This window comes from uncultured Rossellomorea sp. (assembly GCF_947488365.1).
In the GTDB taxonomy this organism is placed as follows: domain Bacteria; phylum Bacillota; class Bacilli; order Bacillales; family Bacillaceae_B; genus Rossellomorea.
Map to the genome: position 1 here is coordinate 26,454 of NZ_CANKZT010000004.1, position 20,010 is coordinate 46,463.

Genomic DNA, 20,010 nt, shown 5'->3' on the forward strand with positions numbered 1-20,010 from the left:
CGTTTTTTTTTTTTTTTGGGTTGATTTTAACACATGATTGAGTGATTAGTAGAATGGGAATGATATAATCGATATTGGAAAATATAATCAGTTGAAGAGGAGGTTGGATGAGATCATGACACAAAATGAAAAAGGGATTACGTTACTTGAAGTGCTTTTGTCGATGGTGATCTTATCGATCGTTCTCTTGACAATTGTGTATTTCTTTCCCCAGATGGGCAGGATGAATACGTATAATGGCGAGAAAATGAAGGCTGTGAACGTGGCCAGGGGAGAACTTGCTGCGTGGAAGGAAAGGGGAAGTCTTGACACACCGCCCCCACATTACATAAAAAATGAAGGAACAGACCCCAATGACTATCATTATTTCACTTCCACAATCGATGGATTTGAGGTAAATGTAACGATCAATAAACACTCGGATTTGGATACAGCGGAATCTCCATCCCCAACAAAAGCTCATCAATTACTCGTTCAAGTGGTTGAAGATCAAAAAATAGTAAGTGAAACCTACGGATACGTGATGGTAAATGACTAAGGGGGCTTCTACATTGATACATAACGAACGGGGATTATCATTTGTTGAAGTCCTTGCTACATTAACGATTTTGTCGATTATAGGTGCAGTTGTGTGGAACGTTTTCTTTCAGGGAATTAATTATACGAAAAAGGCAGTCTCACAAAATAGTATTCAGCAGGAAGCGAATATTTTAACGATGAAGTTGACGAGGATTCATCAGACTTCTGAATCCTATGAATTGGAAAACCCGGATTGTACCATCAAAGTGAAATACAGTGAAAAAGAAGAGGAGTTTCATCATAACGATCTGTGTTTTTCACTGGAAAATGCCCCGGAAGAACCCATCAAACCAAGCAAGATCGATTACCCTTTACTCGTCACGATCACAGATAAGCACCATCCCAACAATAAGTTCGTCATCGATACAACCTTATATAGACTGAAGGGAAGTAACCATAGTGAATGATCTAAAAAACGAAAAAGGATATGCATTGGTAACCGTCTTATTAATGATGGTTGTTTTTATGGTGATTTCATTATCCTTCATGGGCCAATCCTTTAGCAGTGTGAAGCAAAATAAGGAAGTAGAGAAGGACTATCAATCGGTTGCATTGGCGGAGATGGGCGTGGAGTATTTTGAAGGTAAGATCAGGAATGTCTTGAAAGAAGCAGAGGTAGAGGGGGCAACAAATAGTGAAGATTTAAAGGTGAAAGTTGAAGGGTCCCTGGAAAATGAAAAGGTAGAGATAGAAGATGAAGAATTGGGTTCTTATTTTCAAATCACTAAAAATGATGATTTAACGAACTTTAGTGACCTTAATGAACAAAAGAATGAACTATTCATCCATTTTAAAAGCTTAGGAAGTTCGGAAAGTAAAGAAACTATCTTACTTACGACCATGACGATACCTATTACAATCGGATCAACCTCTTCAAAAGAACTACCAGATTTCAATCAAATCCGGAAACCGGAAAACCTAAGGGGGGAATGCAAAAACCCACCGATTATTTATGATCGTTGCGACGAAATTTTAGTTCTGGGATCGGGATCCTATCCTCAAAATCATAATGACTTGGAAGACAAGCTTATTTATACAACCGGAGCACTCATACTGGACGGTAATGCCAATAACATGAACACTACACAAATTCATTCTGACGGATCCATGTCACTGGGGAAGAATATGAATAATGCTTCAAACGTGATCCTTGAAGTAAAGGGTGCGATGAGCTTTGGAGGACACCTAAGATTGGACAGTTCCAAGGTATATGTCGGAGGCAGCATGAGCCTTGACGGGCATATGGATATAGAAGACAATTCCTATACGTATGTTGGGGGGGGCGCTTCTATTTCCAAACACTTATCCATTCGTAAAAACTCAAAAATGTGTGTGGCCGGTAACCTAGAAGCCAGTCAGATACATGTAAATGGTAAGTTATTTGTGAAAGGTTCTGTAAGTGGGGATGTTAAGTCTGGTCAGCCAACCTATGTCAACCGCACTGACTTTGTGAAAAATTGCGGTGTAAGCGTTTCTTCTCAAGCGTTATCCATTATGTGGGATGATATTTCCACTGAAGTTGATTATTGATGGTATAAATGCAAGCCTTTCACTTTTGGTGGAAGGTTTTTTTAGTAGATATTCATACGGTATATCTACTCCTTCTTCTGTTAAAGCTGACTAGTAAAATACATAAAGTCGGGAGATGCAGGATGATAGAAAAAAAAGGAAGTCTATTTGAAGGTTTGTTTTGGGGTGTGTTATTCAGTATACCCCTTTGGATCTCGTTTTTTGGATGGGTGAAGCTGGTGAACGTTTTTCTTGGGTGAGGAAGAATGAGGATTGAATGTGTACCAGGTACAAATCGCCGTTTTTGTACCAGGCACGTCCCCCACATGATGTACCTGGTACACTTGTAATGACAGGTGTGCCAGGCACCGTTATTGGGTTTAGTGCCAGGCACCGCAATTCTCATCCACTATGTCATTAATTGAGTGGATAATTGAACCGCCTTTTTATACTCCTCGGACTCTACGTAATACTCATAGAGCACTTTCCCAAACCTCTCAATCAACAGCACATTCTTCGCTTCAAAAAAATAAGGCAGTGCTTTGTTTTCGAGATATGAGAAGTAGTCATCGATTTTGTTGTCTATACGGAGAGAAAAAAGTTCGAATAATGTAATGAATAATGTACTGTTTGCGCTTTTGCTCTCTGATAGACCGCGTTGGATGTGTTTCTTTATCTGTTTAGAATGGACGAGATTTCCTTCGATGCATGCATCCGTATAATTACATAATCGCCGCAAATATGACATAGAACCTTTTTTTGCTAGATCCAACGCTTCTTTAAAGCATTTTTTGGCTAGGGCATATTCTTCACGATTGTAATACTCGTACCCTAAGTTATTTAAGAGAGTCCCTTTTTGATCTAAATACCCAAGTGAATCGCTGTCCTGAATCAGGCTCTCATACCTTTCCACCAGATCTTCAAATTCGAGATACATCTCACTGCTCAGCTGAAGGAGCATTAAGGACTCAGCCTTAATTGCACCGGAGTAATTATTCGTCTTTTTAAAATAACTGAGGGATTTACCGGCGTGAAAGTAGGACATTACTTTATTTCCGATGCAGTGATAAGCAATGGATATATGATAATGGCATTCTTCATTTTTGTATTCATCCATATTTATTTTCTTTAAGATTTTTACGGCTTTTTGCTGGTTTTCTTCCGTAGTGTCTCTAATATAAATAAGCCCTTGAACGTGATAAAACAGATTGGTCTCAAAGGCTGTAAGAGGACTTGAACCCCTTTGGATGGAATCCAGTATGTTTGAAGAGAGGTCATCTTTATTATGCAGGATGTAGTACCTCGCCCTAAGTAAGTGGTAATAGACACCATATTTCGAGGATTCGAGAAACGGGGACTTTTCAAGTTCGGATTTCATTTGTTCAACGAGGTTCATCCTCCTCATAATGATGCTATTGTGCCATAGTTGCAACTGCTTTTCGACTTGATTTGAGGAGTTGATCTCGTGAAGAATGTCGATTCCCAGCCGTTCTGAGAACAGTGAAATAATATCGTCGGAATAAGCCGTTTTACCCCTCTCGATCTTACTGACATGCGTCGTTGTACATATCCCTTCCCCCAATTGAGACTGAGTGAGACCTGCTTTTTCCCTATAAAATCGAATGATTTCCCCTGTGTGCATGGGTAACCCCCTCCTTAAAAATATCCCTTTACGAGTAGTATTTGTTAGGGTGAGGGGTTTTTCCTGCTTTGAGAGTGATGGTGAAAGTTAAATGAGTGGATAGGCATGGGGTTTTGGTGGAATTTGGTTTGGCAATCGGAGAGAGGATGGAGAGTAGGGAAGAATTTAAGCATAAAGATTTTTCGACAAGCAGGATCAATTATTTAAATACAGGATTGATTATTCCCACTTAGGGATCAATTATTTGAAATGGGGATTAAAAAATTCGAATCGGGATTAATTTACCGTGAAAGTGGATAAATTATAAAGTCTAAATGAAATAATCCTACTATTCCACACAAATTTTCCCGGAAACGGTGCCGATAAACTAAAGAAGCAAGCTAAAAAAGAGTTCCATACAAACTTCAGACGTGATCCACATAAAAAAACCTCTTCGATCTCAATCGAAAAGGTCATTTCAACTTCTCAATATCCTCAATCATCTCTTCGTAAGGAGGATTGGACACTCCTTCATACTGCTTTAACAAAACCCCATTTTCACTCACTAAATAAAATGACGTTCCATGAACAAACTGATTCGATCCTTCTACTTGAGCAGCAGGAGTTTTAAACGAAACATTGGCGAAGGATTCAATCTCATCACGGGAGTATCCCGTTAAAAAGCTCCAATTCTCATCATCCATTTCATATCGTCCACTATATTGTTTCAACACCTCAGGAGTATCATGTTCAGGATCCACACTAATTGAAACCAGCTGTACATCATCATCCAATCCCGCATCTGCTATCTTCTTTTGAAGCTTCGACATATTCGCTGTCATGGGGAGACAAACGGTATCACAATTTGTAAAGATGAAATCAGCAATCACAATCTTTCCTTTATTGAGATCCGCTAATGACGTGGTCTCCCCATTCTGATCCACAGCAACCAAGTCACCGACCTCTACTTTCATGGGAAAAGACTCTTCACTATTTTCACCTTGGCAGCCAGCCAGCAAGAAAAGGGATAAGGCAATCGCAGCAATAATAGACTTTACTCTCACTTAACATCCTCCTTCTGAAACAGAGGTCCGTCCCTCGCAGGTTACAAATCAGCGAGGGACGGACCTGGTCAGGTTAGTCTATGAATTGTTTGTCAATTAGATCGGTGAATTCCGGTTTTTCTTTGAGGAATTTCAGTTCATAGGATGAGTCGGCAAATGCTTGAACGGCCTCGGAGTCCACTTTGTAAGTGAAACCGATGCGTTCCCATGCCTGGTCGACGGCTTCTTTGCTTAGTTCTTGACCGGTTACGTCTTTCACGTCTTTAATGGTGATTTCTTTTGCTTCTTCAGGATTTTCTTTAATGAAAGAAGTCGCTTCTTTATGGGCGTCAACGATTTTTTGGATGGTGTCAGGGTTTTCTTTCACAGATTTTCCAGACGCTACAAGTACTGAAGCAGGTAGTGTTTCACCGAAAGAAATTTCATCATGATCGATGATTACATTTGCACCTGTTTCCTGTTGAATCACTGCTGCCCATGGTTCCGGGGCAACGGCGATGTCGACTTTACCAGATTTCAGCATGCTCGCATATTGTGCCGGATTTCCGGTTACGTGTTTCATGGTCCCGCCGATACGTTGAGATTCAATCCCATGTTCTTGAAGGAATGTTTCGACCTGCACATCATGCGTGCACCCGACCGCAGGGGTGATGAAGGATTTGCCTGCAAAATCGGCGACGGATTTCACACCGCTTTCTTTACTTGCAAGAACCACCGTTCCACCAGTGGATCCCCCACCGATGATCTTCACGTCAGCACCGGTCATGTAGTTGTTCATGGCTGGGCCTGGCCCGACAAGACCGGCATCAATTTCACCTGTTTTCAATGCGGTCATAAACGATGATCCATCGGGGAAGGTTTTATATTCAATCTTTGTACCGTCTCCCAGCTGCTTTTCATAAAATCCTTTGTCCTTCGCCACCATAGCTGGAACGTGGTTAATATTAGGGAAATAGCCGATGACGACTTTCTCGCTTACGTTACCGCCTGAACTCTTTTCAGTCCCGCAGCCTGCCAGAACACCTAGGAAAGTAAAGAAAATCGTTAAGAGTAGAAAAGCTTTTTTCATTTTGTAACCTCCTGTTTTTTTATTAATGACGCAGGAAATGAGTACCTGCCGTATAATCTCCACTATGCTTATGACTCCAATCCCCAACGCGTAATGACTGATTTCTCAATACGCTGGAAGATCAGCTGATCCACGATGGCACCGATGACTCCAATGATGATCATCACGGCAATGACGAGGCTCATATCCCCGAAATCCGATGCGTATCGGAGGGTGTATCCAAGGCCGGGTCCGGTGCTCAGCAGTTCCCCTGCCATCAAAGCTCTCCAGGCGAATGCCCATGCAAGACGTGAACCCGTGACCACATAAGGGATCGATGCCGGGAAGATGACTCGAATGAATAAGTCCAAACCTCTCGATCCCATGGTTTGAGCTGCTTTTAAAAAGAGGGGGGAGACGTTTTTTATGCCCATTCGAATGTTGAGGGCCATGACGAATGTGCCGCCAAGGATGACGACGAAAATCACCGCTTTTTCATTGAGGCCGAACCACATGATGGCTAGAGGCAGCCACACGATACTCGGTACACTCTGGAATGCCAGCAGTAATGAGCCCAGCGTATCGTCAGCTGTTTTGGATTTGGCAAGAAGAACGCCGATGCTGGTTCCGATAACGAGCGAAATCCCCAATCCGATGAATAAGCGTTTGAAACTCGCAATAAGGTCAATGATCAAGGTTTGATCTGCAATTCCTATAAAAAGGGCCTGGAAAACGGAACTGGGAGAGGGGAGGACAACTTCTGTCCATAGTCCGAATCGTGATCCCGATTCCCAAAGGCCTATAATGAGGGCGAAAAAGATAATGCGTTTAAGAGCTGTGTTCATAGGCCAATTCCTCACTTATCACTTTGTCGATTTCCTTCTTCAAATAACCCATAATATGTTCTTCGATCTTTACCATTTCTTCTTTATGAGCATCCCGTGGACGAGGAAGATCTACTTTGATATCCGCCAATATCGTACCAGGTCGGGTACCCATGACGATGATCCGGTCTGAGAGTTTAATAGATTCCGAGATACTGTGTGTGACGAACAGGACGGTTTTCTTCGTTTCCATCCAGATCGTTTCAAGCTGATGGTGAAGACGGGAGCGGGTCTGTTCATCCAGCGCGCCGAATGGTTCATCCATGAGAAGGATTTCCGGGTTCATGGAGAGAGCCCGGGCAATGGCCACCCGTTGCTGCATCCCTCCTGACAGCTCATGAGGGTAATGATCCTGATAGTTTCCCAGCTGGACCATATGTAAGTATTTAGCTGCTTGTTGCCGTGCCACTTTCTTAGACATTTCTTTTTTGAGAGGGAATGTCACGTTGTCCCGCACGTTCAGCCACGGGAATAAGGCTGCCTGCTGGAAAACCATCCCCCGGTCTTTTCCGGGTTTTTTGATCGGATTTCCATCTACAAGAATTTCTCCCGAAGTAGAGGAGGTCAGTCCTGCCACGATGGAGAGGAGGGTAGACTTTCCACATCCCGAAGGCCCCAGGATTGAAACAAACTCACCCTTTTCTATGCCGAGATTAATCTCCTTCAGTACATCGGTTGGATTTCCTGACTTATCGAGGTATTGCTTATTGAGATGGTTGATCTGTATAAACATGTCATCATCCTTATCTTATAAATCTTATTAGTTTAGTCGGAATATAAATAATACAATTATAGTATATAGCGGATGGTTGTCAAGGTTTCCTTTATTTTGAAGGGGTTAGATAAACGGGTGCAAGGCACTAATAGGTGGTTTAGTGCCTTGCACCGAATGTAATCATTCATGCAGCAGGATAAGTTTTTTTATAAGGAATTGGAAATTTAATCTAAAAAGTGAAATGATTTCAACTTCTATATCGTCTAATATATAAAAGAAAAAAAGCGGGGGAATGGGATGTCCAACAATAGATTGGTCGCAGATTGGTTTCGGCTTTACAGTGATCCTATATATACATTCTTGGTATATCGAATGGGTACCACTGATGTGGAAGATCTTGTTCAGGAAGTATTCATTCGGGCACTGAATTCCGTGGAATCGTTTGAGGCAAAAGCGAATCCGAAAACATGGTTATATTCCATTGCCAGGAATCTGGCCCTTGATGAACTGAGAAAGAAGAAGAGGAATAAATGGTCCATTACATCTTTTTCCCCAACAAATCATGAAGCCGCTTCATTAGAAACACCGGAATCTCTTTATTTTCTGAATGAAGGAAGTCGCGAACTTCTAACCACTATTCAGAAGCTTAAATCCAATTATCGGGATGTGGTGGTTTTAAAAGGAATAAATGGCTTTGATGTAAAAGAAACGGCCACCATTCTTGGGTGGACGGAGAATAAAGTTCGGATCACCTATCACCGTGCGTGTAAAAAGCTTCAATCCATAACAGGAGGATATACAAATGAAGAATCATAATGAAGACAATCTATCTAAAAACCTTCCCCCGCTTCAATTAAATGACGAGGCGAAAGAACGGATTCATACAGCCATCCTACATCATGAGCCTTCTCCGGCTTTCCGGATGAAAGCCTGGAAAGAAGGCAGGTTTAAAAGCTTTGCCGCTGCAGCGGTAGGATTGTTGGTTTTCTCAATCTTGACGTTATATGTCATTTCCGAAACAGAAAAAGAGAAAGCAAATCAGTTATTCGCTGATGCAGAGGAGAACATTCAAGCGGTTTATGAAGAAATGGAATTGAACCTGCAAGAAACGGAAGAAGGCGGATTACTAAAAACGATTGAACCGTCAGAACTAAAGTCGGCTCAAGTATCACTGAAAAATGCTGAGAAGGAAATGTTGAAAAGTGGAGAAGAGAAGGAAAGGGAACTGCGTCAACATTTAATTCCGATGATGAAAGAAATAGAGGATTATAACCAAATCGTTCCAGTGGCAAATGAGCTTCAACAGGATATAAACGATATACGCAGTCTCCTGGAGAAAAGTCCTTTAGAAGAAAAAATGGCCGATAAGGTAGCTTCAATAAAAAAGGAACTGGCAGATAAATTAAAGACATTCGACAAACTTGAAAGCCCATCCCTTAGAGCGTTTTTTACTAATCAATATTCCACACAGGTGAATCGTATGGATCAAACCTTTAGTCAATACAAGGAAGTTCAAGAAGAAATCGAAAACCTTAAAGCGATTGCAGAAGAACAATCTTTAAACGAAGAGGATTTCGGGCAAGAAGCAGAGAGAGTGATGAAACAGGTTACAATTTTGCCGGATAATCAGACGACTGCTGAGATGAAAGAAGAAATAGAGTCGGCAAAAGATGCGTTCGATCAGGTGAAAGAAGAGGCGGAGAACAAAAAGCGCCTTGAAGAAGAAGCGAGACTTGAAAAGGAAAAGGTAAGCAGCGGCGAGGTAAGAAGTGCCTCTGCAGATGAGAAAGAAAAAGAAGATACAAACCAAGATAGTCCTGAAGACGAGCTATACCCAATGGAATTCACCATGACTGATTCAAATGGACATACGTTTAAGCTAAGTCGTGATTTCGAAATATATAAAATCGGAAAGGGATATGACGACATTGCGAAAAGGTACGGAGGGCGCTTCTACTATACTCCTAACTCAGATATGTCACACGTCATTATAGGCAGAAAGATCATAGCGACCATTTCTCTCGTGTCTGCAGCTGATGTGGAATATAAAGACCTCTTTATCGATTTGATGTCACTTCGATCCAAGAAATATACAAGGGACCGATTCGCTTCCATTGTAGAGACGGTCATCCAGAGTGGTGAGCCTTATAAAGTGGAGGAAGGGGACTCGGGGGAGTTACTCCAGGTGAAAAATGGAGTGTTGGTTTATCATGGGTGGTAGAGAGTTATCAGAAAAAGTAGATATTGAAAGGCCACACCCTTTGGATAAGGTGTGGTTTTTTCTGTTTGATCAGATTGGCCGATTTGAGAGTTTAAGAATAGTCGTTTTTATCCAGGGATAGAAGGGTAACATTATAGTAGATACCACTATTTTCATTCATTTATAGGAGGGACCCGATTTGATCAGCCAAACAAGAGATATTGTTCAGAAGTCATTGGATGCTTTATTAGAGGACGAATCTTTTTTACCTGAAGTGAAAAGTGAGACAAGAAAGAAAGCGTTTACGTCTTTGACTTCCATTCTGTCGACACCGAATCACGTACATAAATCGTATTTACGGATTCCGTTGGAGGACGAGAAGGTGGTCCGTATCCCCGCTTTCCGTGTTCAGCACAATAATGCCCTCGGGCCTTATAAGGGAGGGATACGTTTTCACGAAACGGTGAATGAGGAAGAAGTCGTGAACCTGGCTTCTTTGATGACGTTGAAGAATGCCCTTCATGATGTTCCATTCGGTGGGGGAAAAGGCGGGATCATCCTGAATCCCCGTGAGTATTCCGAGAAGGAGCTTCATTTGATTGCGAGGAAGTATGTCCAATATTTCAGCGATGTCCTTGGACCCGATAAAGACATTCCTGCGCCTGATATGGGATCGGGAGAACGTGAAATGGACTGGATGATGGCTGAGTACAAGAGTATCCGGCCGGGGATGCCTTATAGAGGGAGCTTTACGGGAAAAAGCGTTGTGAACGGCGGTTCGTTGGGCCGGAGGGAAGCGACGGGAAAAGGTGTCTTCTTTACATTCCGCTATCTCGTTCATGATTTTGTGAAGGAACAGAAGAGTCTATTGACGAAGACGGATAATGTTTTTGCGAAAACGGCTCTGGATTTTGAGGATCGTCCCTTGACGATTTCAGTGCAGGGGTTCGGGAATGTAGGGTCGGTGGCGGCACTTGAAGCCTATCAATCCACTCATTTACAGAATAAAGTGGTGGCGGTGAGTGACCGGAATGTTACGTTGTTTAACTCGGATGGTCTTGATATTCCGGCATTGGTTGAGTTTACGATGAAGAATAAAGGAGATCTTCCCACGAAGGATGAACAGCTGAAGGAAATCGGCGTGAAGGCTGAGGTCCGTGGTCGTGAAGAGGTTCTGTACCTGGATGTGGACGTTCTGATGTTAGCGGCGTTAGAGGATCAGGTACACAAGGAAAACGTGGAAAAAGTGAAAGCAAGAATCATAGTGGAAGGAGCCAATGCTCCAATCACAACGGAAGCGGATAAATATTTAAGTGATAAAGGAGTCATTATCATCCCCGATATCCTGGCCAATGCCGGAGGGGTCATCGTCTCCTACTTTGAATGGCTGCAAGGACGGGAAACCCAGTTCTACACAGAGGAAGAAGTATTCAACCTCCTCTACGACAAAATGAAATCAACCATGGACACCGTCCTGCCGCTATTCTTCGGCGATCCATTCCCACTGCGCCAAAACTGCTACATCCACTCCGTCATGAAACTATCGACGGTTCTATACAGGCAAGGAAAACTTTATTAAGAACAAGGGACGGACCTCCATTCCTAGGAGCTGGTACTAGGAATGGAGGTCCGTCCCTCTTTTTTTTCAAACGGGGTGTCCTTCGCTCTTCCTATTCCCTATATAAAGGGTGAAAGGAGGTGAGGCACATGGCAACAGCGGATTTAAAGTCTACGAGAATACGACTGGCTTACAATGATGGCCTGGACGAGAAAGGGAATCCTAAGTTTGTGTATAAATCGTACAGCTACATCAATGCACTGGCAACAGCGGATGAGATGAACAGCGCAGCTTTATCGCTGGCTAGTCTTTCATCAAAAGGATTGTCCAACATCGAGAAGGTCCAAAGCTTCGACATTAACGAGTAAGGGTAGATCGATATTTTAAAAGAAAGGAGGTAGATGCAGCATGGCAAAAGTATTAGAACTGGAATTCCAAACGGAAACGGGGAAGCCGGCGAAACTAACCATTAATGACCCAATCGAGCCGATTGATACTGTGGCGGTGAAAGCAGCGATGGATAACCTGATCGCGACCAATGTGTTTGGAAGTTCCAATGGTGCACTCGTGAGTGTGGAAGGAGCCCGTGTGGTAGAACGTAATGTGACGGATTATGAAGTAATGTAATCGATTGGAAGTGTTCTCCTGTATAGGGGGGGCACTTTCTTCATGTTCCTCAATATGAAAAAAGAGTAACCTGTTCCAGGTCACTCTCAATCATGAAACAATTATTTTCCCAACAGCCCTTCTGCCTGCTCTAACACCTTCGCACCATTCATCATTCCATAGTGCATCCCATCGATGACATCTACCTTAATATGATAAGGCTCTGCCTTTTCAATGATTTTAGAAGATAGATAGCGGACTTGAGGTCCGATCAGGATGACGTCCAGTTTATCTAAATGATTGCTTAAGTCAGCTTCAGATGTAGCATTAATGGTGGCTTCAAGGCCTTTTTCTTCAGCGGCTTTCCGCATTTTTTGGACTAACATACTCGTTGACATGCCTGCCGAGCAGACCAGCATGATATTCATATAAAGCACTCCTTACTTGTTTTGGTGGATTTCGATGATTTCCTGTGCCAGTTCTTTAACGGTGATGGCATTCATGAGATGATCCTGGGCGTGAATCAATAGAATCGTAGGATTCTGTGTGTCACCACTTGCTTCTTTTTGTAGTAATTGCGTTTGATAGTGGTGAGCTTGATGTACTTCTTTCGCTGCTTCAGCCATTTTTTCCTCCGCTATTTCGAATTGTTTCTTCTTTGCAGCTTGGAGGGCTTCCATGGCGGAAGACCGTGCGTTTCCAGCATGTAATATGATATGAAAAGAAATCTCTTCTAAAGTCAGATTTGCATTCATGCGATTTTATCACTCGTTTCGGTTGTTTTCTTTAATTGGGCCCGTTCCGATGCGAGCAGGAATGGGATATACATGAGTGTGGCAATCGTCAGGTTCACTAGTTGAAGGACAATCCCACTCCAGGATCCCCCCGTTACAAGGTAGCCACTGATGATCGGTGGTGTCGTCCAAGGAACAATCGCGACGGTTTTTGGTACAATTCCTAAACTCAGTGCCAGGTAAGATGTAACAGTGAGCACGACTGGGACCAGTAAAAACGGGATAAACATAAGCGGGTTTAACACGATCGGCAATCCAAAGATGACCGGTTCATTTATATTGAAGACACCAGGTGCAGCAGACAATTTTCCGACTGTGCGGTAATGCTTCGTCTTCACCACAAGGAAGATGGCGATGATCAAGGCGATCGTCGTACCGGATCCACCCATGTACACATAAGCATCGAAGAAGGGCTTTGTCACAATGTATGGCACGTCAAAGGCACTCATACCATCTGCGAACAGCTGCTGATTTTTTTCAATTAAAGGAAGGTAGATCGGTTCGATGATCGGACCTAATATGTTTGTGCCATGTAAGCCAAAGAACCAAAGGAAATGATTTAAGAAGGCTACAACAATAGCTGATGGCAGTGAGTTTGAGACGGCTTGCAATGGTTCCTGAACCACCGTAAACACGATTTCGAATATACTTTTCTCTGCAAAAGAAGTTAAGAGAGCTTGAATGAGACCAATAAGAATCAAAATGATCGTAGCCGGGATCAGAGCTTTGAATGATTTCACTACCCCTTCAGGTACACCGTCCGGCATACTGATCGTAAACTTCGAGCGAATCAACACTTTGAATAATTCTGTGACAAGGAGGGACGTGATCACGGCGACGAATATCCCTTGTGCTCCGGTCCAGGCGTAGGAAATCCCCCAGTCTTCTGTTACCGGTGTGAGGATGATGAGTGAAGCTATCGATACTAATGCTGCTGACAACCCATCGATATGATAGGACTTGGCTAAATGATAACTGATGGATGCAGCGACGAGCAGTCCGAGGATGGCGAATGATCCATTCCACATATTCCCCCCGACGGATTTCCAGCTTTCGCCGAATACAGAGACCATAAAATTTTGAAAGGCATCAATCGGCAGATTATTTAATAAGACAGCCAAAGATCCCACGATGATCAGCGGCATGATCGAAACGAATCCATCACGGATGGCAACGAGATGTCGTTGGGACCCGATTCTTCCTGCAATAGGCATAAACTTGCTTTCCATAAACCCCATTACTTTACTCATTTCTCTTTCCCCCATTTACTAGATTAATTGAATTGCGGTAAAAACTCTTTGTGAGCTTCCAATAATTCATCGACTAGTTGTCTTGCTACCCCTTCGTTCTGTACTAGCGGATTCATCACCATGGCTCTGTAGGCGTCGGAGTACTCACCAGATCGTGCTGCTTGTATCACTAATTCTTCGAAAGCTTTCATCTGTTGGATGATTCCTTTAACAGATGGAGGCAGCGGGCCGGTGGCGATTGGCCGAGGTCCGTCCCTCGTAATGACGGCGTTTACTTCGATGACAGCGTCGTGTGGCAGGTCCGGGATGGTTCCGTTGTTCAGTGTGTTGACGGTTTGGATGTCTCCTGAGTTGTTGTAAATGCTCGCCATGAGGCTGCAGGCAGCATCACTGTAGTAGGCACCTCCTCGATTTTCCAGTTCTTTTGGTTTTTCATTTAACTCCTCTTTCATATATTGTATGAAAAGTTCTTTTTCAACTTTTCGAACAACCTCTGCCCGTGTACCGTTTTCTCTATAAGCTTGAAGGTCCTTTTCCAACACAGAGTCCCGTTGGAAGTAGTATTGATGATAAGGATTGGGAAGCATCCCGAGAGCTTGTAAAAATTCCTTCGACCATCCGAGTGAGACGATGTTGGCCGGTGAGTAATCCACTTCTTGATGGATCAGTTTTTGCAGAACCTGATCGGTGACATCCTGACCTTTGACCCAAACCTTTTTTCCAAACACAAAATGATTCATCCCTACAAACTCGATTTGTACTTCATTTGCAGAACAATTCATCATCTCGGCGACGCTGTTTTTCATGTTGAAAGGAATATTGCACACCCCGATGACTTTATGATGTGTACTGTATTTAAGCAGGGCTTCCGTAACAATGCCTGCCGGGTTGGTAAAGTTAATAAGCCATGCATGGGGACAAATCTGTTGGATGTCATGACAAATTTCCATTAGGACCGGAATGGTGCGCAAGGCCTTGAATATACCGCCTGCTCCATTGGTTTCCTGACCGATGACACCATGACTTAACGGTATCCGTTCATCTTTTTCCCTGGCTGAGAGGCCGCCCACCCTGATTTGTGTTGTCACAAAGTCAGCGCCAATTAAGGCATCCCTGCGGTTAAGGGTCCATTCCAATTCAATCGGCACACCTGCTTTTTGGATCATTCGACGAGCAAATTGCCCGATAATCTCAAGCTTCTCTTTCCCTGCTTCGATGTCTACAAGCGTTATGTCCGTGACAGGAAAAGATTTGTATCGGTGGATGAACCCCTCGATAATTTCTGGTGTATAGCTTGATCCGCCTCCGATTATGACCACCTTTAATGACATTCTGTCGAGCTCCCTTCATTTTGAAAGCGATTTCTATTTTCTATAATGTATCATACAAATTTTCACTCGTCTATATATTGTAATGACAAATATAAATTTTATGACTATTTTTTATTTAATTGTAATAACAAATTATTTTTATGATAAAATGATTAGGAATAGAGAATTGCACGTGGATGTGTTATAACAAATATAGGAAGAAAGTGGAAGGGAGAAACAGAATGAAAGAGACACAAGAAGCAAAGGCCCTGCATTCGCATGTAAAAGAAGAAATCATCCACATGATTAAAAATAAAGAATATGCGCCGAATACAAAACTGCCGACAGAGGCGGAGTTTTGCGAAAAGTTTAATGTCAGCCGTACGACGATCCGGACGGCGCTCCAGCAGCTGACACTTGAAGGTTACGTGTATCGCGAGCAAGGAAGAGGAACCTTTGTCGCAGAAGAGAAAGTCAGTCAAATCCTGTCCTCGACGATCGACAACTACACAGAGCAACTGCGATTACAAGGTAAGAAACCTAAGATCAAGGTACTGAGCATGAATGTCATCCCGGCAGAATCCACAGTGGAAAAAGCGTTGGAATTGAAGAATGGAGATCCCGTCAATCGGTTAGAGAGGATCCGATATTCAGACGGGCTGCCCCTGCAATATGAGGTGGCCTATCTGCCCTGGTACAAGACGCCAGGCCTTGATAAAGACGAATGTGAAAGATCTCTTTACAAGCTCCTGGAAACACAGTTTGAGATAAAAATTAAAAAAACCATCGAAACCATCGAGCTATTTTTAGCAGATGAGCGAGTGGCAGGGAAGCTTGAGGTACCAGAGGGGACACCTTGCTTTATGATCGAAACGACAGCTTATGTAGAGGATGGATCCGTGATCGAATTTTCCAAAGCGATCTTCAGAGGAGATAAAGCGAGCTTTCTTGTAGAAAGAACCTATTAGAAAAAAGGGGATGGGGGATTATGAGGAACGTGATCGTCAATGCAGATGACTTTGGTTTATGCCGGGGAGTGAACTATGGCATCGTTGATAGTCACCGGTTTGGAATTGTCAACTCAACAACGATGCTTGTCAATATGCCCGGGACTCTGCATGCGTTGGAATTGGCGAAGGTTTTTCCTGAATTAGAGGTTGGGATCCATTTAACACTGACATGCGGGAGACCGGTTTCGGCCGGGGTACCATCACTACAGGATGAAAGAGGCTTTTTCCGTTACACCAGCAGGATTTTTGAAGAAAAAGAAATCAATGTGGATGAGGTTGAAATGGAGTGGGAGGCTCAGGTGGATAAATTTCTATCATTCGGTCTGCCCCTTTCTCATATTGACAGTCATCATCATGTTCATAGCTTTCGACCACTGATCCCGGTGGTGAAGAGATTGTCAGAGCGCTTTGGGGTACCGGTCCGGAATGTTTTTGGTGATAAGGGTGGCGAAATGGATGTGTTAACCGATCGGTTCTCGATGGACTTTTATGGGGACGGAGTGTCGGTTGAAGGATTGAAGAGGATTTTGGACAGCAGGGATGGAGGTGAGACGCTTGAGATTATGTGTCATCCGGCTTATGTTGATTCCTATTTGAAGATGAATTCTTCTTATTGTGAGCAGCGGTTGAGGGAGTTGGATGTGTTGACAGTGATTAAGGAGTGGACGTTTTAGTTTTCGTTTGGTTGTTTGAGAGATTAGAATATTTGTAGTGAGTTGTTATGACAAATGATCGGGGTGCTGCTATTGAAGGTAGTGCCTTTTTGTATTGGTAATGGAGGTTAGTCCCAATTGGAGGTGGAAAGGAATGTTTTTGGATAATATGTATGGTTTTTGAGTCTTTGAGATGGTGTAAAGGCAGGATATTAACTGAAATCGATGTGAGATACATGGATTGATAGGGTGCGAGGAGTTTTATTATCGACATTCCCCCTTTTATTATCAACTTTAGGAATATATTATTAACTGTAAAAAAGTGGATATATTCCACCCCAAGATCAAACCCTAGTCCAACAACACAAAAAAACCTTCCCTAGTACAACAATAAAGATAACGCTTACATAAAAACAACTGTAAAATTCCCTATTGACTTCCATTCCCATACCCAGTATTATCCTCTATAAGATTAAAAAATTAGAAAATTACATACTTTCAATTATCCAGAGTGACCGAGGGATCAGGCCCTACGACGTCCGGCAACCTCCAGTATTGGAACGGTGCCAATTCCTGCAGAATGATTTCATTCTGAGAGATAAGTCGAGATAAACAGGCGATGCTTCTTTCAGTTGAAAGAGGCATTTTTTATTGGATGAAAAAAGGGGTGTGCACATTGATCGAGATTCGAAATCTAGTTAAAACCTACAGTACAAAAAAGCAAACGGTGGTCGGTGTCGATAACGTTTCCGTAAAAATCGAAAAGGGTGAGATTTTTGGAATCGTCGGATACAGTGGAGCGGGGAAGAGTTCACTCATTCGCTGCCTGAATTTATTAGAAACCCCTACATCAGGAGAAATCATCATTGACGGACAGGATTTCACGAAACTCACGTCCAAACAATTAAGACTCGCCCGTCAAAAAACGAGCATGATCTTTCAACATTTTCACTTGATCAAATCCAAAACGGTGTTTGACAATCTGGCTTTTGCCTTGAAAGCGGCTAGTGTACCTAAAGCGAAAATCAAGCCCAGAGTCGTCGAGCTCCTTGAGATGGTCGGTCTATCGGACAAAGCAGATGCGTACCCGGCCCAGCTCAGCGGAGGACAAAAGCAAAGAGTCGGGATTGCGAGAGCCCTTGCGAATAACCCATCGGTTTTACTTTGCGACGAAGCGACCTCGGCACTCGATCCGAATACAACGAAATCAATCTTGAAACTATTGAAAAAGATTAATAAAGAACTAGGTTTGACCATCGTCCTCATCACACACGAGATGGAAGTGGTGAAAGAGATATGCGACCGGATGGCCGTGATGCAGGACGGGAAAATCGTGGAGGAAGGGCCGGTTTATGACCTGTTTGCAGAACCTAAGCAGCCTTTAACGAAGCAATTCATTGAAACAATCCTTCAATTTGAACTCCCGCCGCACCTCGTGGAATCAAGGAAAGGAAAACTGATCAAAATCCAATTCAAAGGATCGATCGCAGAGGAAAGCGTCGTATCGGAAGTGTTCCAGAAATACAAGGTGCGAGGCAATATCCTGCACGGCAAGATCGAATATATTCAGGAAGTGCCACTGGGGATTTTCATCATGGAGCTGATTGGTTCCCATGAAGAAATCGAAGCAGCGATCCGATTCATCACGCTGAAGACGCAGAGCTTGGAGGTGCTTGAGAATGCTGCCTGATTCATTGACTGCGATTTTGCCAGAATTGAATAAAGCCTTTTTTGAAACGGTCTATATGGTGGGGATTTCACTTGGAGTCGCGATTTTAGTGGGATTACCGCTTGGGATTCTTCTTTTTGTAACAGACAAAGGCTTGTTTTTACAAAATAGTTTGATTAAAAAGGTCGTTGGATTTGTCGTCAATATGGTGCGGTCGGTTCCGTTCATTATTCTATTAGTAGCACTCTTACCATTAACCAAACTATTGACCGGAACCACGATCGGACCGACGGCAGCATCCGTATCACTCTCTGTTGCGGGAATTCCATTTTTTGCGAGAATGGTAGAAACGTCATTGCGAGAGATTGATAAAGGTGTCATTGAAGCTTCGGTTTCAGTGGGGGCAAGTCCTTGGATGATCATTAAGGACGTGCTGTTACCGGAAGCACGACCGGCGGTGATTCAGGCAATCACGATTACAACGATCAGTTTAGTCGCCTATTCCGCCATGGCTGGGATCGTCGGTGGAGGCGGAGTCGGGGACCTGGCGATCCGCTTCGGATACTACCGTTATGACAACACGGTGATGATCACGACCGTCGTCATTTTAATTTGTTTAGTTCAGCTCATCCAGTATACGGGTGATGTGTTTGCACGATTAGTCGATAAACGATAACTACTTTAGGGGGAACAACAAGTGAAAAAGTGGATTTTATTCGTAGCATTAGCGGTAACAATGAGCATTCTTGCAGCTTGCGGCGGGGACGAAGCAAGTTCAAGCGCGGAAGATAAAAAAGAGGTAACCATTGGAGCGACATCCGGACCATACAGTGATATGGTGACAAAAGCGATCAAGCCCGGTCTTGAAGAAAAAGGATACACGGTTGAAGTGAAAGAGTTCAGTGATTACATCCAGCCGAACAACGCACTGGCCCAGGGAGATCTGGATGCGAACCTTTTCCAGCATAAAATCTACATGGAAACCTTCGCGAAACAGCATAATATGGATTTATCCGAAGTGATTGTCGTACCAACGGCTCCAATGGGAATCTACTCACAGAAGTTCGATTCGATTGAAAACATAAAAGAAGGCAGTGCCATTGCCATTCCTAATGATCCGACGAACGCAGCACGGGCGTTTCAGATTCTGGAGGATGCTAAGCTGATCACGTTAAAGCCGGATACAGATCCATTGACTGTTTCAGAAAAAGATATTGCAGAAAACGTGAAAAACCTGCAATTCAAACCAATCGAAGCAGCACAGCTGCCAAGAGCAGTTGACAGTGTTGATCTATCTGCGGTTCCAGGGAACTATGCACTCGCTGCCGATATGGACTTACTTGATTCACTTCAGCTGGAGGACATGCCCGATCAGTATCGAAACCGAGTGGTTGTAAATACGAAGGACGTTGACTCACAACTGGTGAAAGACATCAAAGCAGTCGTCGAAGCAGACGAATTCGAGAAAATCATCGACGAAGAATTCAAAGGCTTCGGTAAGCCTGAGTGGATGGAGTAGAGGGACGGACCTCTAGTCGGG

General features: G+C 43.3%; 22 protein-coding genes and 1 riboswitch. Of the genes, 13 read left to right on the forward strand and 9 right to left on the reverse strand.

Translation table 11 applies throughout. The features are described 5' to 3' along the window. The first annotated feature begins 115 nt into the window (after positions 1-115). The 3 genes from Q1B03_RS14725 to Q1B03_RS14735 are packed head-to-tail and all read left to right on the forward strand — an operon-like array spanning position 116 to position 2,109. Complete coding sequence (locus tag Q1B03_RS14725) at positions 116-538, forward strand: prepilin-type N-terminal cleavage/methylation domain-containing protein (RefSeq protein WP_299742775.1); 423 nt, start codon at positions 116-118, stop codon at positions 536-538. Positions 539-551: 13 nt separating this feature from the next. Beyond that, positions 552-986: a PilW family protein gene (locus Q1B03_RS14730; protein WP_299742778.1), complete on the forward strand. Its 435-nt coding sequence runs from the start codon at positions 552-554 to the stop codon at positions 984-986. After that, a complete protein-coding gene (locus Q1B03_RS14735; RefSeq protein ID WP_299742781.1) occupies positions 979-2,109 on the forward strand; it encodes a hypothetical protein in 1,131 nt (376 codons plus the stop codon). The genes Q1B03_RS14730 and Q1B03_RS14735 overlap by 8 nt, the downstream gene beginning before the upstream one ends. Before the next feature lie 388 nt (positions 2,110-2,497). Here the strand turns inward: Q1B03_RS14735 and Q1B03_RS14740 are convergent, their stop codons facing one another. The 5 genes from Q1B03_RS14740 to Q1B03_RS14760 all read right to left on the reverse strand — a co-directional run bounded on the left by Q1B03_RS14740 (position 2,498) and on the right by Q1B03_RS14760 (position 7,438). Beyond that, positions 2,498-3,730: a helix-turn-helix domain-containing protein gene (locus Q1B03_RS14740; protein WP_299742784.1), complete on the reverse strand. Its 1,233-nt coding sequence runs from the start codon at positions 3,728-3,730 to the stop codon at positions 2,498-2,500. A 452-nt stretch (positions 3,731-4,182) separates the two neighbouring features. Further along, entirely contained in the window at positions 4,183-4,773 is a 591-nt protein-coding gene (locus Q1B03_RS14745) for an SCO family protein (protein ID WP_299742787.1), read from the reverse strand. 73 nt (positions 4,774-4,846) lie between these two features. After that, a complete protein-coding gene (locus Q1B03_RS14750; protein WP_299742790.1) occupies positions 4,847-5,842 on the reverse strand; it encodes an aliphatic sulfonate ABC transporter substrate-binding protein in 996 nt (331 codons plus the stop codon). Positions 5,843-5,910: 68 nt separating this feature from the next. Then, positions 5,911-6,666, reverse strand: a complete 756-nt coding sequence (locus tag Q1B03_RS14755; protein WP_299742793.1) for an ABC transporter permease — start codon at positions 6,664-6,666, stop codon at positions 5,911-5,913. Beyond that, positions 6,650-7,438, reverse strand: a complete 789-nt coding sequence (locus Q1B03_RS14760) for an ABC transporter ATP-binding protein (protein ID WP_299742796.1) — start codon at positions 7,436-7,438, stop codon at positions 6,650-6,652. The genes Q1B03_RS14755 and Q1B03_RS14760 overlap by 17 nt, the downstream gene beginning before the upstream one ends. 279 nt (positions 7,439-7,717) lie before the next feature. Here Q1B03_RS14760 and Q1B03_RS14765 point away from each other — a divergent pair, with 279 nt between their 5' ends. The 5 genes from Q1B03_RS14765 (at position 7,718) to Q1B03_RS14785 (ending at position 11,805) form a co-directional block, all read left to right on the forward strand. Beyond that, the gene (locus Q1B03_RS14765; protein WP_299742799.1) at positions 7,718-8,236 is read left to right on the forward strand and encodes an RNA polymerase sigma factor; all 519 of its coding nucleotides are present in this window, start codon (positions 7,718-7,720) and stop codon (positions 8,234-8,236) included. Further along, entirely contained in the window at positions 8,223-9,641 is a 1,419-nt protein-coding gene (locus Q1B03_RS14770) for a hypothetical protein (RefSeq protein ID WP_299742802.1), read from the forward strand. Before Q1B03_RS14765 ends, Q1B03_RS14770 begins: the two co-directional genes overlap by 14 nt. Before the next feature lie 178 nt (positions 9,642-9,819). Beyond that, complete coding sequence (locus Q1B03_RS14775) at positions 9,820-11,199, forward strand: Glu/Leu/Phe/Val dehydrogenase (RefSeq protein WP_299742805.1); 1,380 nt, start codon at positions 9,820-9,822, stop codon at positions 11,197-11,199. A gap of 128 nt (positions 11,200-11,327) precedes the next feature. After that, positions 11,328-11,546: a DUF1659 domain-containing protein gene (locus Q1B03_RS14780; RefSeq protein WP_299742808.1), complete on the forward strand. Its 219-nt coding sequence runs from the start codon at positions 11,328-11,330 to the stop codon at positions 11,544-11,546. A 40-nt stretch (positions 11,547-11,586) separates the two neighbouring features. Beyond that, positions 11,587-11,805 carry a DUF2922 domain-containing protein gene (locus Q1B03_RS14785; RefSeq protein WP_299742811.1) on the forward strand — a complete coding sequence of 73 codons (219 nt, stop codon included), beginning with the start codon at positions 11,587-11,589 and terminating at the stop codon, positions 11,803-11,805. 101 nt (positions 11,806-11,906) lie between these two features. On the opposite strand, the gene Q1B03_RS14790 is transcribed toward Q1B03_RS14785, so the two are convergent. Genes Q1B03_RS14790 through Q1B03_RS14805 form a run of 4 tightly spaced genes read right to left on the reverse strand, consistent with a single transcriptional unit; the run spans position 11,907 to position 15,159 of the window. Then, positions 11,907-12,212 carry a PTS sugar transporter subunit IIB gene (locus tag Q1B03_RS14790; protein WP_299742814.1) on the reverse strand — a complete coding sequence of 102 codons (306 nt, stop codon included), beginning with the start codon at positions 12,210-12,212 and terminating at the stop codon, positions 11,907-11,909. 12 nt (positions 12,213-12,224) lie between these two features. Continuing rightward, positions 12,225-12,539: a PTS lactose/cellobiose transporter subunit IIA gene (locus Q1B03_RS14795; RefSeq protein ID WP_299742816.1), complete on the reverse strand. Its 315-nt coding sequence runs from the start codon at positions 12,537-12,539 to the stop codon at positions 12,225-12,227. Next, entirely contained in the window at positions 12,536-13,828 is a 1,293-nt protein-coding gene (gene celB / locus Q1B03_RS14800) for a PTS cellobiose transporter subunit IIC (RefSeq protein WP_299742819.1), read from the reverse strand. The genes Q1B03_RS14795 and celB overlap by 4 nt, the downstream gene beginning before the upstream one ends. A 23-nt stretch (positions 13,829-13,851) precedes the next feature. Then, a complete protein-coding gene (locus Q1B03_RS14805; RefSeq protein WP_299742822.1) occupies positions 13,852-15,159 on the reverse strand; it encodes a 6-phospho-beta-glucosidase in 1,308 nt (435 codons plus the stop codon). A gap of 221 nt (positions 15,160-15,380) precedes the next feature. On the opposite strand from Q1B03_RS14805, the gene Q1B03_RS14810 reads away from it, so the two are divergent. From Q1B03_RS14810 to Q1B03_RS14830, 5 genes are all read left to right on the forward strand, one after another. Beyond that, positions 15,381-16,106, forward strand: a complete 726-nt coding sequence (locus Q1B03_RS14810; protein ID WP_299742825.1) for a GntR family transcriptional regulator — start codon at positions 15,381-15,383, stop codon at positions 16,104-16,106. 20 nt (positions 16,107-16,126) lie between these two features. Next, entirely contained in the window at positions 16,127-16,822 is a 696-nt protein-coding gene (gene chbG / locus Q1B03_RS14815) for a chitin disaccharide deacetylase (RefSeq protein ID WP_299742828.1), read from the forward strand. A gap of 478 nt (positions 16,823-17,300) precedes the next feature. After that, positions 17,301-17,406, forward strand: a riboswitch (SAM riboswitch). A gap of 71 nt (positions 17,407-17,477) precedes the next feature. Then, positions 17,478-18,491, forward strand: a complete 1,014-nt coding sequence (locus Q1B03_RS14820; RefSeq protein WP_148970314.1) for a methionine ABC transporter ATP-binding protein — start codon at positions 17,478-17,480, stop codon at positions 18,489-18,491. Then, on the forward strand, positions 18,481-19,146 hold the full coding sequence (locus Q1B03_RS14825; RefSeq protein ID WP_044338425.1) for a methionine ABC transporter permease: 666 nt from the start codon (positions 18,481-18,483) through the stop codon (positions 19,144-19,146). The genes Q1B03_RS14820 and Q1B03_RS14825 overlap by 11 nt, the downstream gene beginning before the upstream one ends. 21 nt (positions 19,147-19,167) lie before the next feature. Continuing rightward, positions 19,168-19,989, forward strand: coding sequence for a MetQ/NlpA family ABC transporter substrate-binding protein (locus Q1B03_RS14830; protein ID WP_299742844.1), 822 nt, complete (start codon positions 19,168-19,170; stop codon positions 19,987-19,989). The last annotated feature ends 21 nt before the right edge of the window (positions 19,990-20,010 follow it).

Bases quoted from the DNA above. Each gene is read 5' to 3' on its own strand.
- Q1B03_RS14725 (WP_299742775.1), top strand. From the start codon at position 116: ATGACACAAAATGAAAAAGGGATTACGTTACTTGAAGTGCTTTTGTCG.
- Q1B03_RS14740 (WP_299742784.1), bottom strand. From the start codon at position 3,730: ATGCACACAGGGGAAATCATTCGATTTTATAGGGAAAAAGCAGGTCTC.
- Q1B03_RS14750 (WP_299742790.1), bottom strand. From the start codon at position 5,842: ATGAAAAAAGCTTTTCTACTCTTAACGATTTTCTTTACTTTCCTAGGT.
- Q1B03_RS14755 (WP_299742793.1), bottom strand. From the start codon at position 6,666: ATGAACACAGCTCTTAAACGCATTATCTTTTTCGCCCTCATTATAGGC.
- Q1B03_RS14760 (WP_299742796.1), bottom strand. From the start codon at position 7,438: ATGTTTATACAGATCAACCATCTCAATAAGCAATACCTCGATAAGTCA.
- Q1B03_RS14765 (WP_299742799.1), top strand. From the start codon at position 7,718: ATGTCCAACAATAGATTGGTCGCAGATTGGTTTCGGCTTTACAGTGAT.
- Q1B03_RS14770 (WP_299742802.1), top strand. From the start codon at position 8,223: ATGAAGAATCATAATGAAGACAATCTATCTAAAAACCTTCCCCCGCTT.
- Q1B03_RS14780 (WP_299742808.1), top strand. From the start codon at position 11,328: ATGGCAACAGCGGATTTAAAGTCTACGAGAATACGACTGGCTTACAAT.
- Q1B03_RS14785 (WP_299742811.1), top strand. From the start codon at position 11,587: ATGGCAAAAGTATTAGAACTGGAATTCCAAACGGAAACGGGGAAGCCG.
- Q1B03_RS14790 (WP_299742814.1), bottom strand. From the start codon at position 12,212: ATGAATATCATGCTGGTCTGCTCGGCAGGCATGTCAACGAGTATGTTA.
- Q1B03_RS14795 (WP_299742816.1), bottom strand. From the start codon at position 12,539: ATGAATGCAAATCTGACTTTAGAAGAGATTTCTTTTCATATCATATTA.
- celB (WP_299742819.1), bottom strand. From the start codon at position 13,828: ATGAGTAAAGTAATGGGGTTTATGGAAAGCAAGTTTATGCCTATTGCA.
- Q1B03_RS14805 (WP_299742822.1), bottom strand. From the start codon at position 15,159: ATGTCATTAAAGGTGGTCATAATCGGAGGCGGATCAAGCTATACACCA.
- Q1B03_RS14810 (WP_299742825.1), top strand. From the start codon at position 15,381: ATGAAAGAGACACAAGAAGCAAAGGCCCTGCATTCGCATGTAAAAGAA.
- chbG (WP_299742828.1), top strand. From the start codon at position 16,127: ATGAGGAACGTGATCGTCAATGCAGATGACTTTGGTTTATGCCGGGGA.
- Q1B03_RS14825 (WP_044338425.1), top strand. From the start codon at position 18,481: ATGCTGCCTGATTCATTGACTGCGATTTTGCCAGAATTGAATAAAGCC.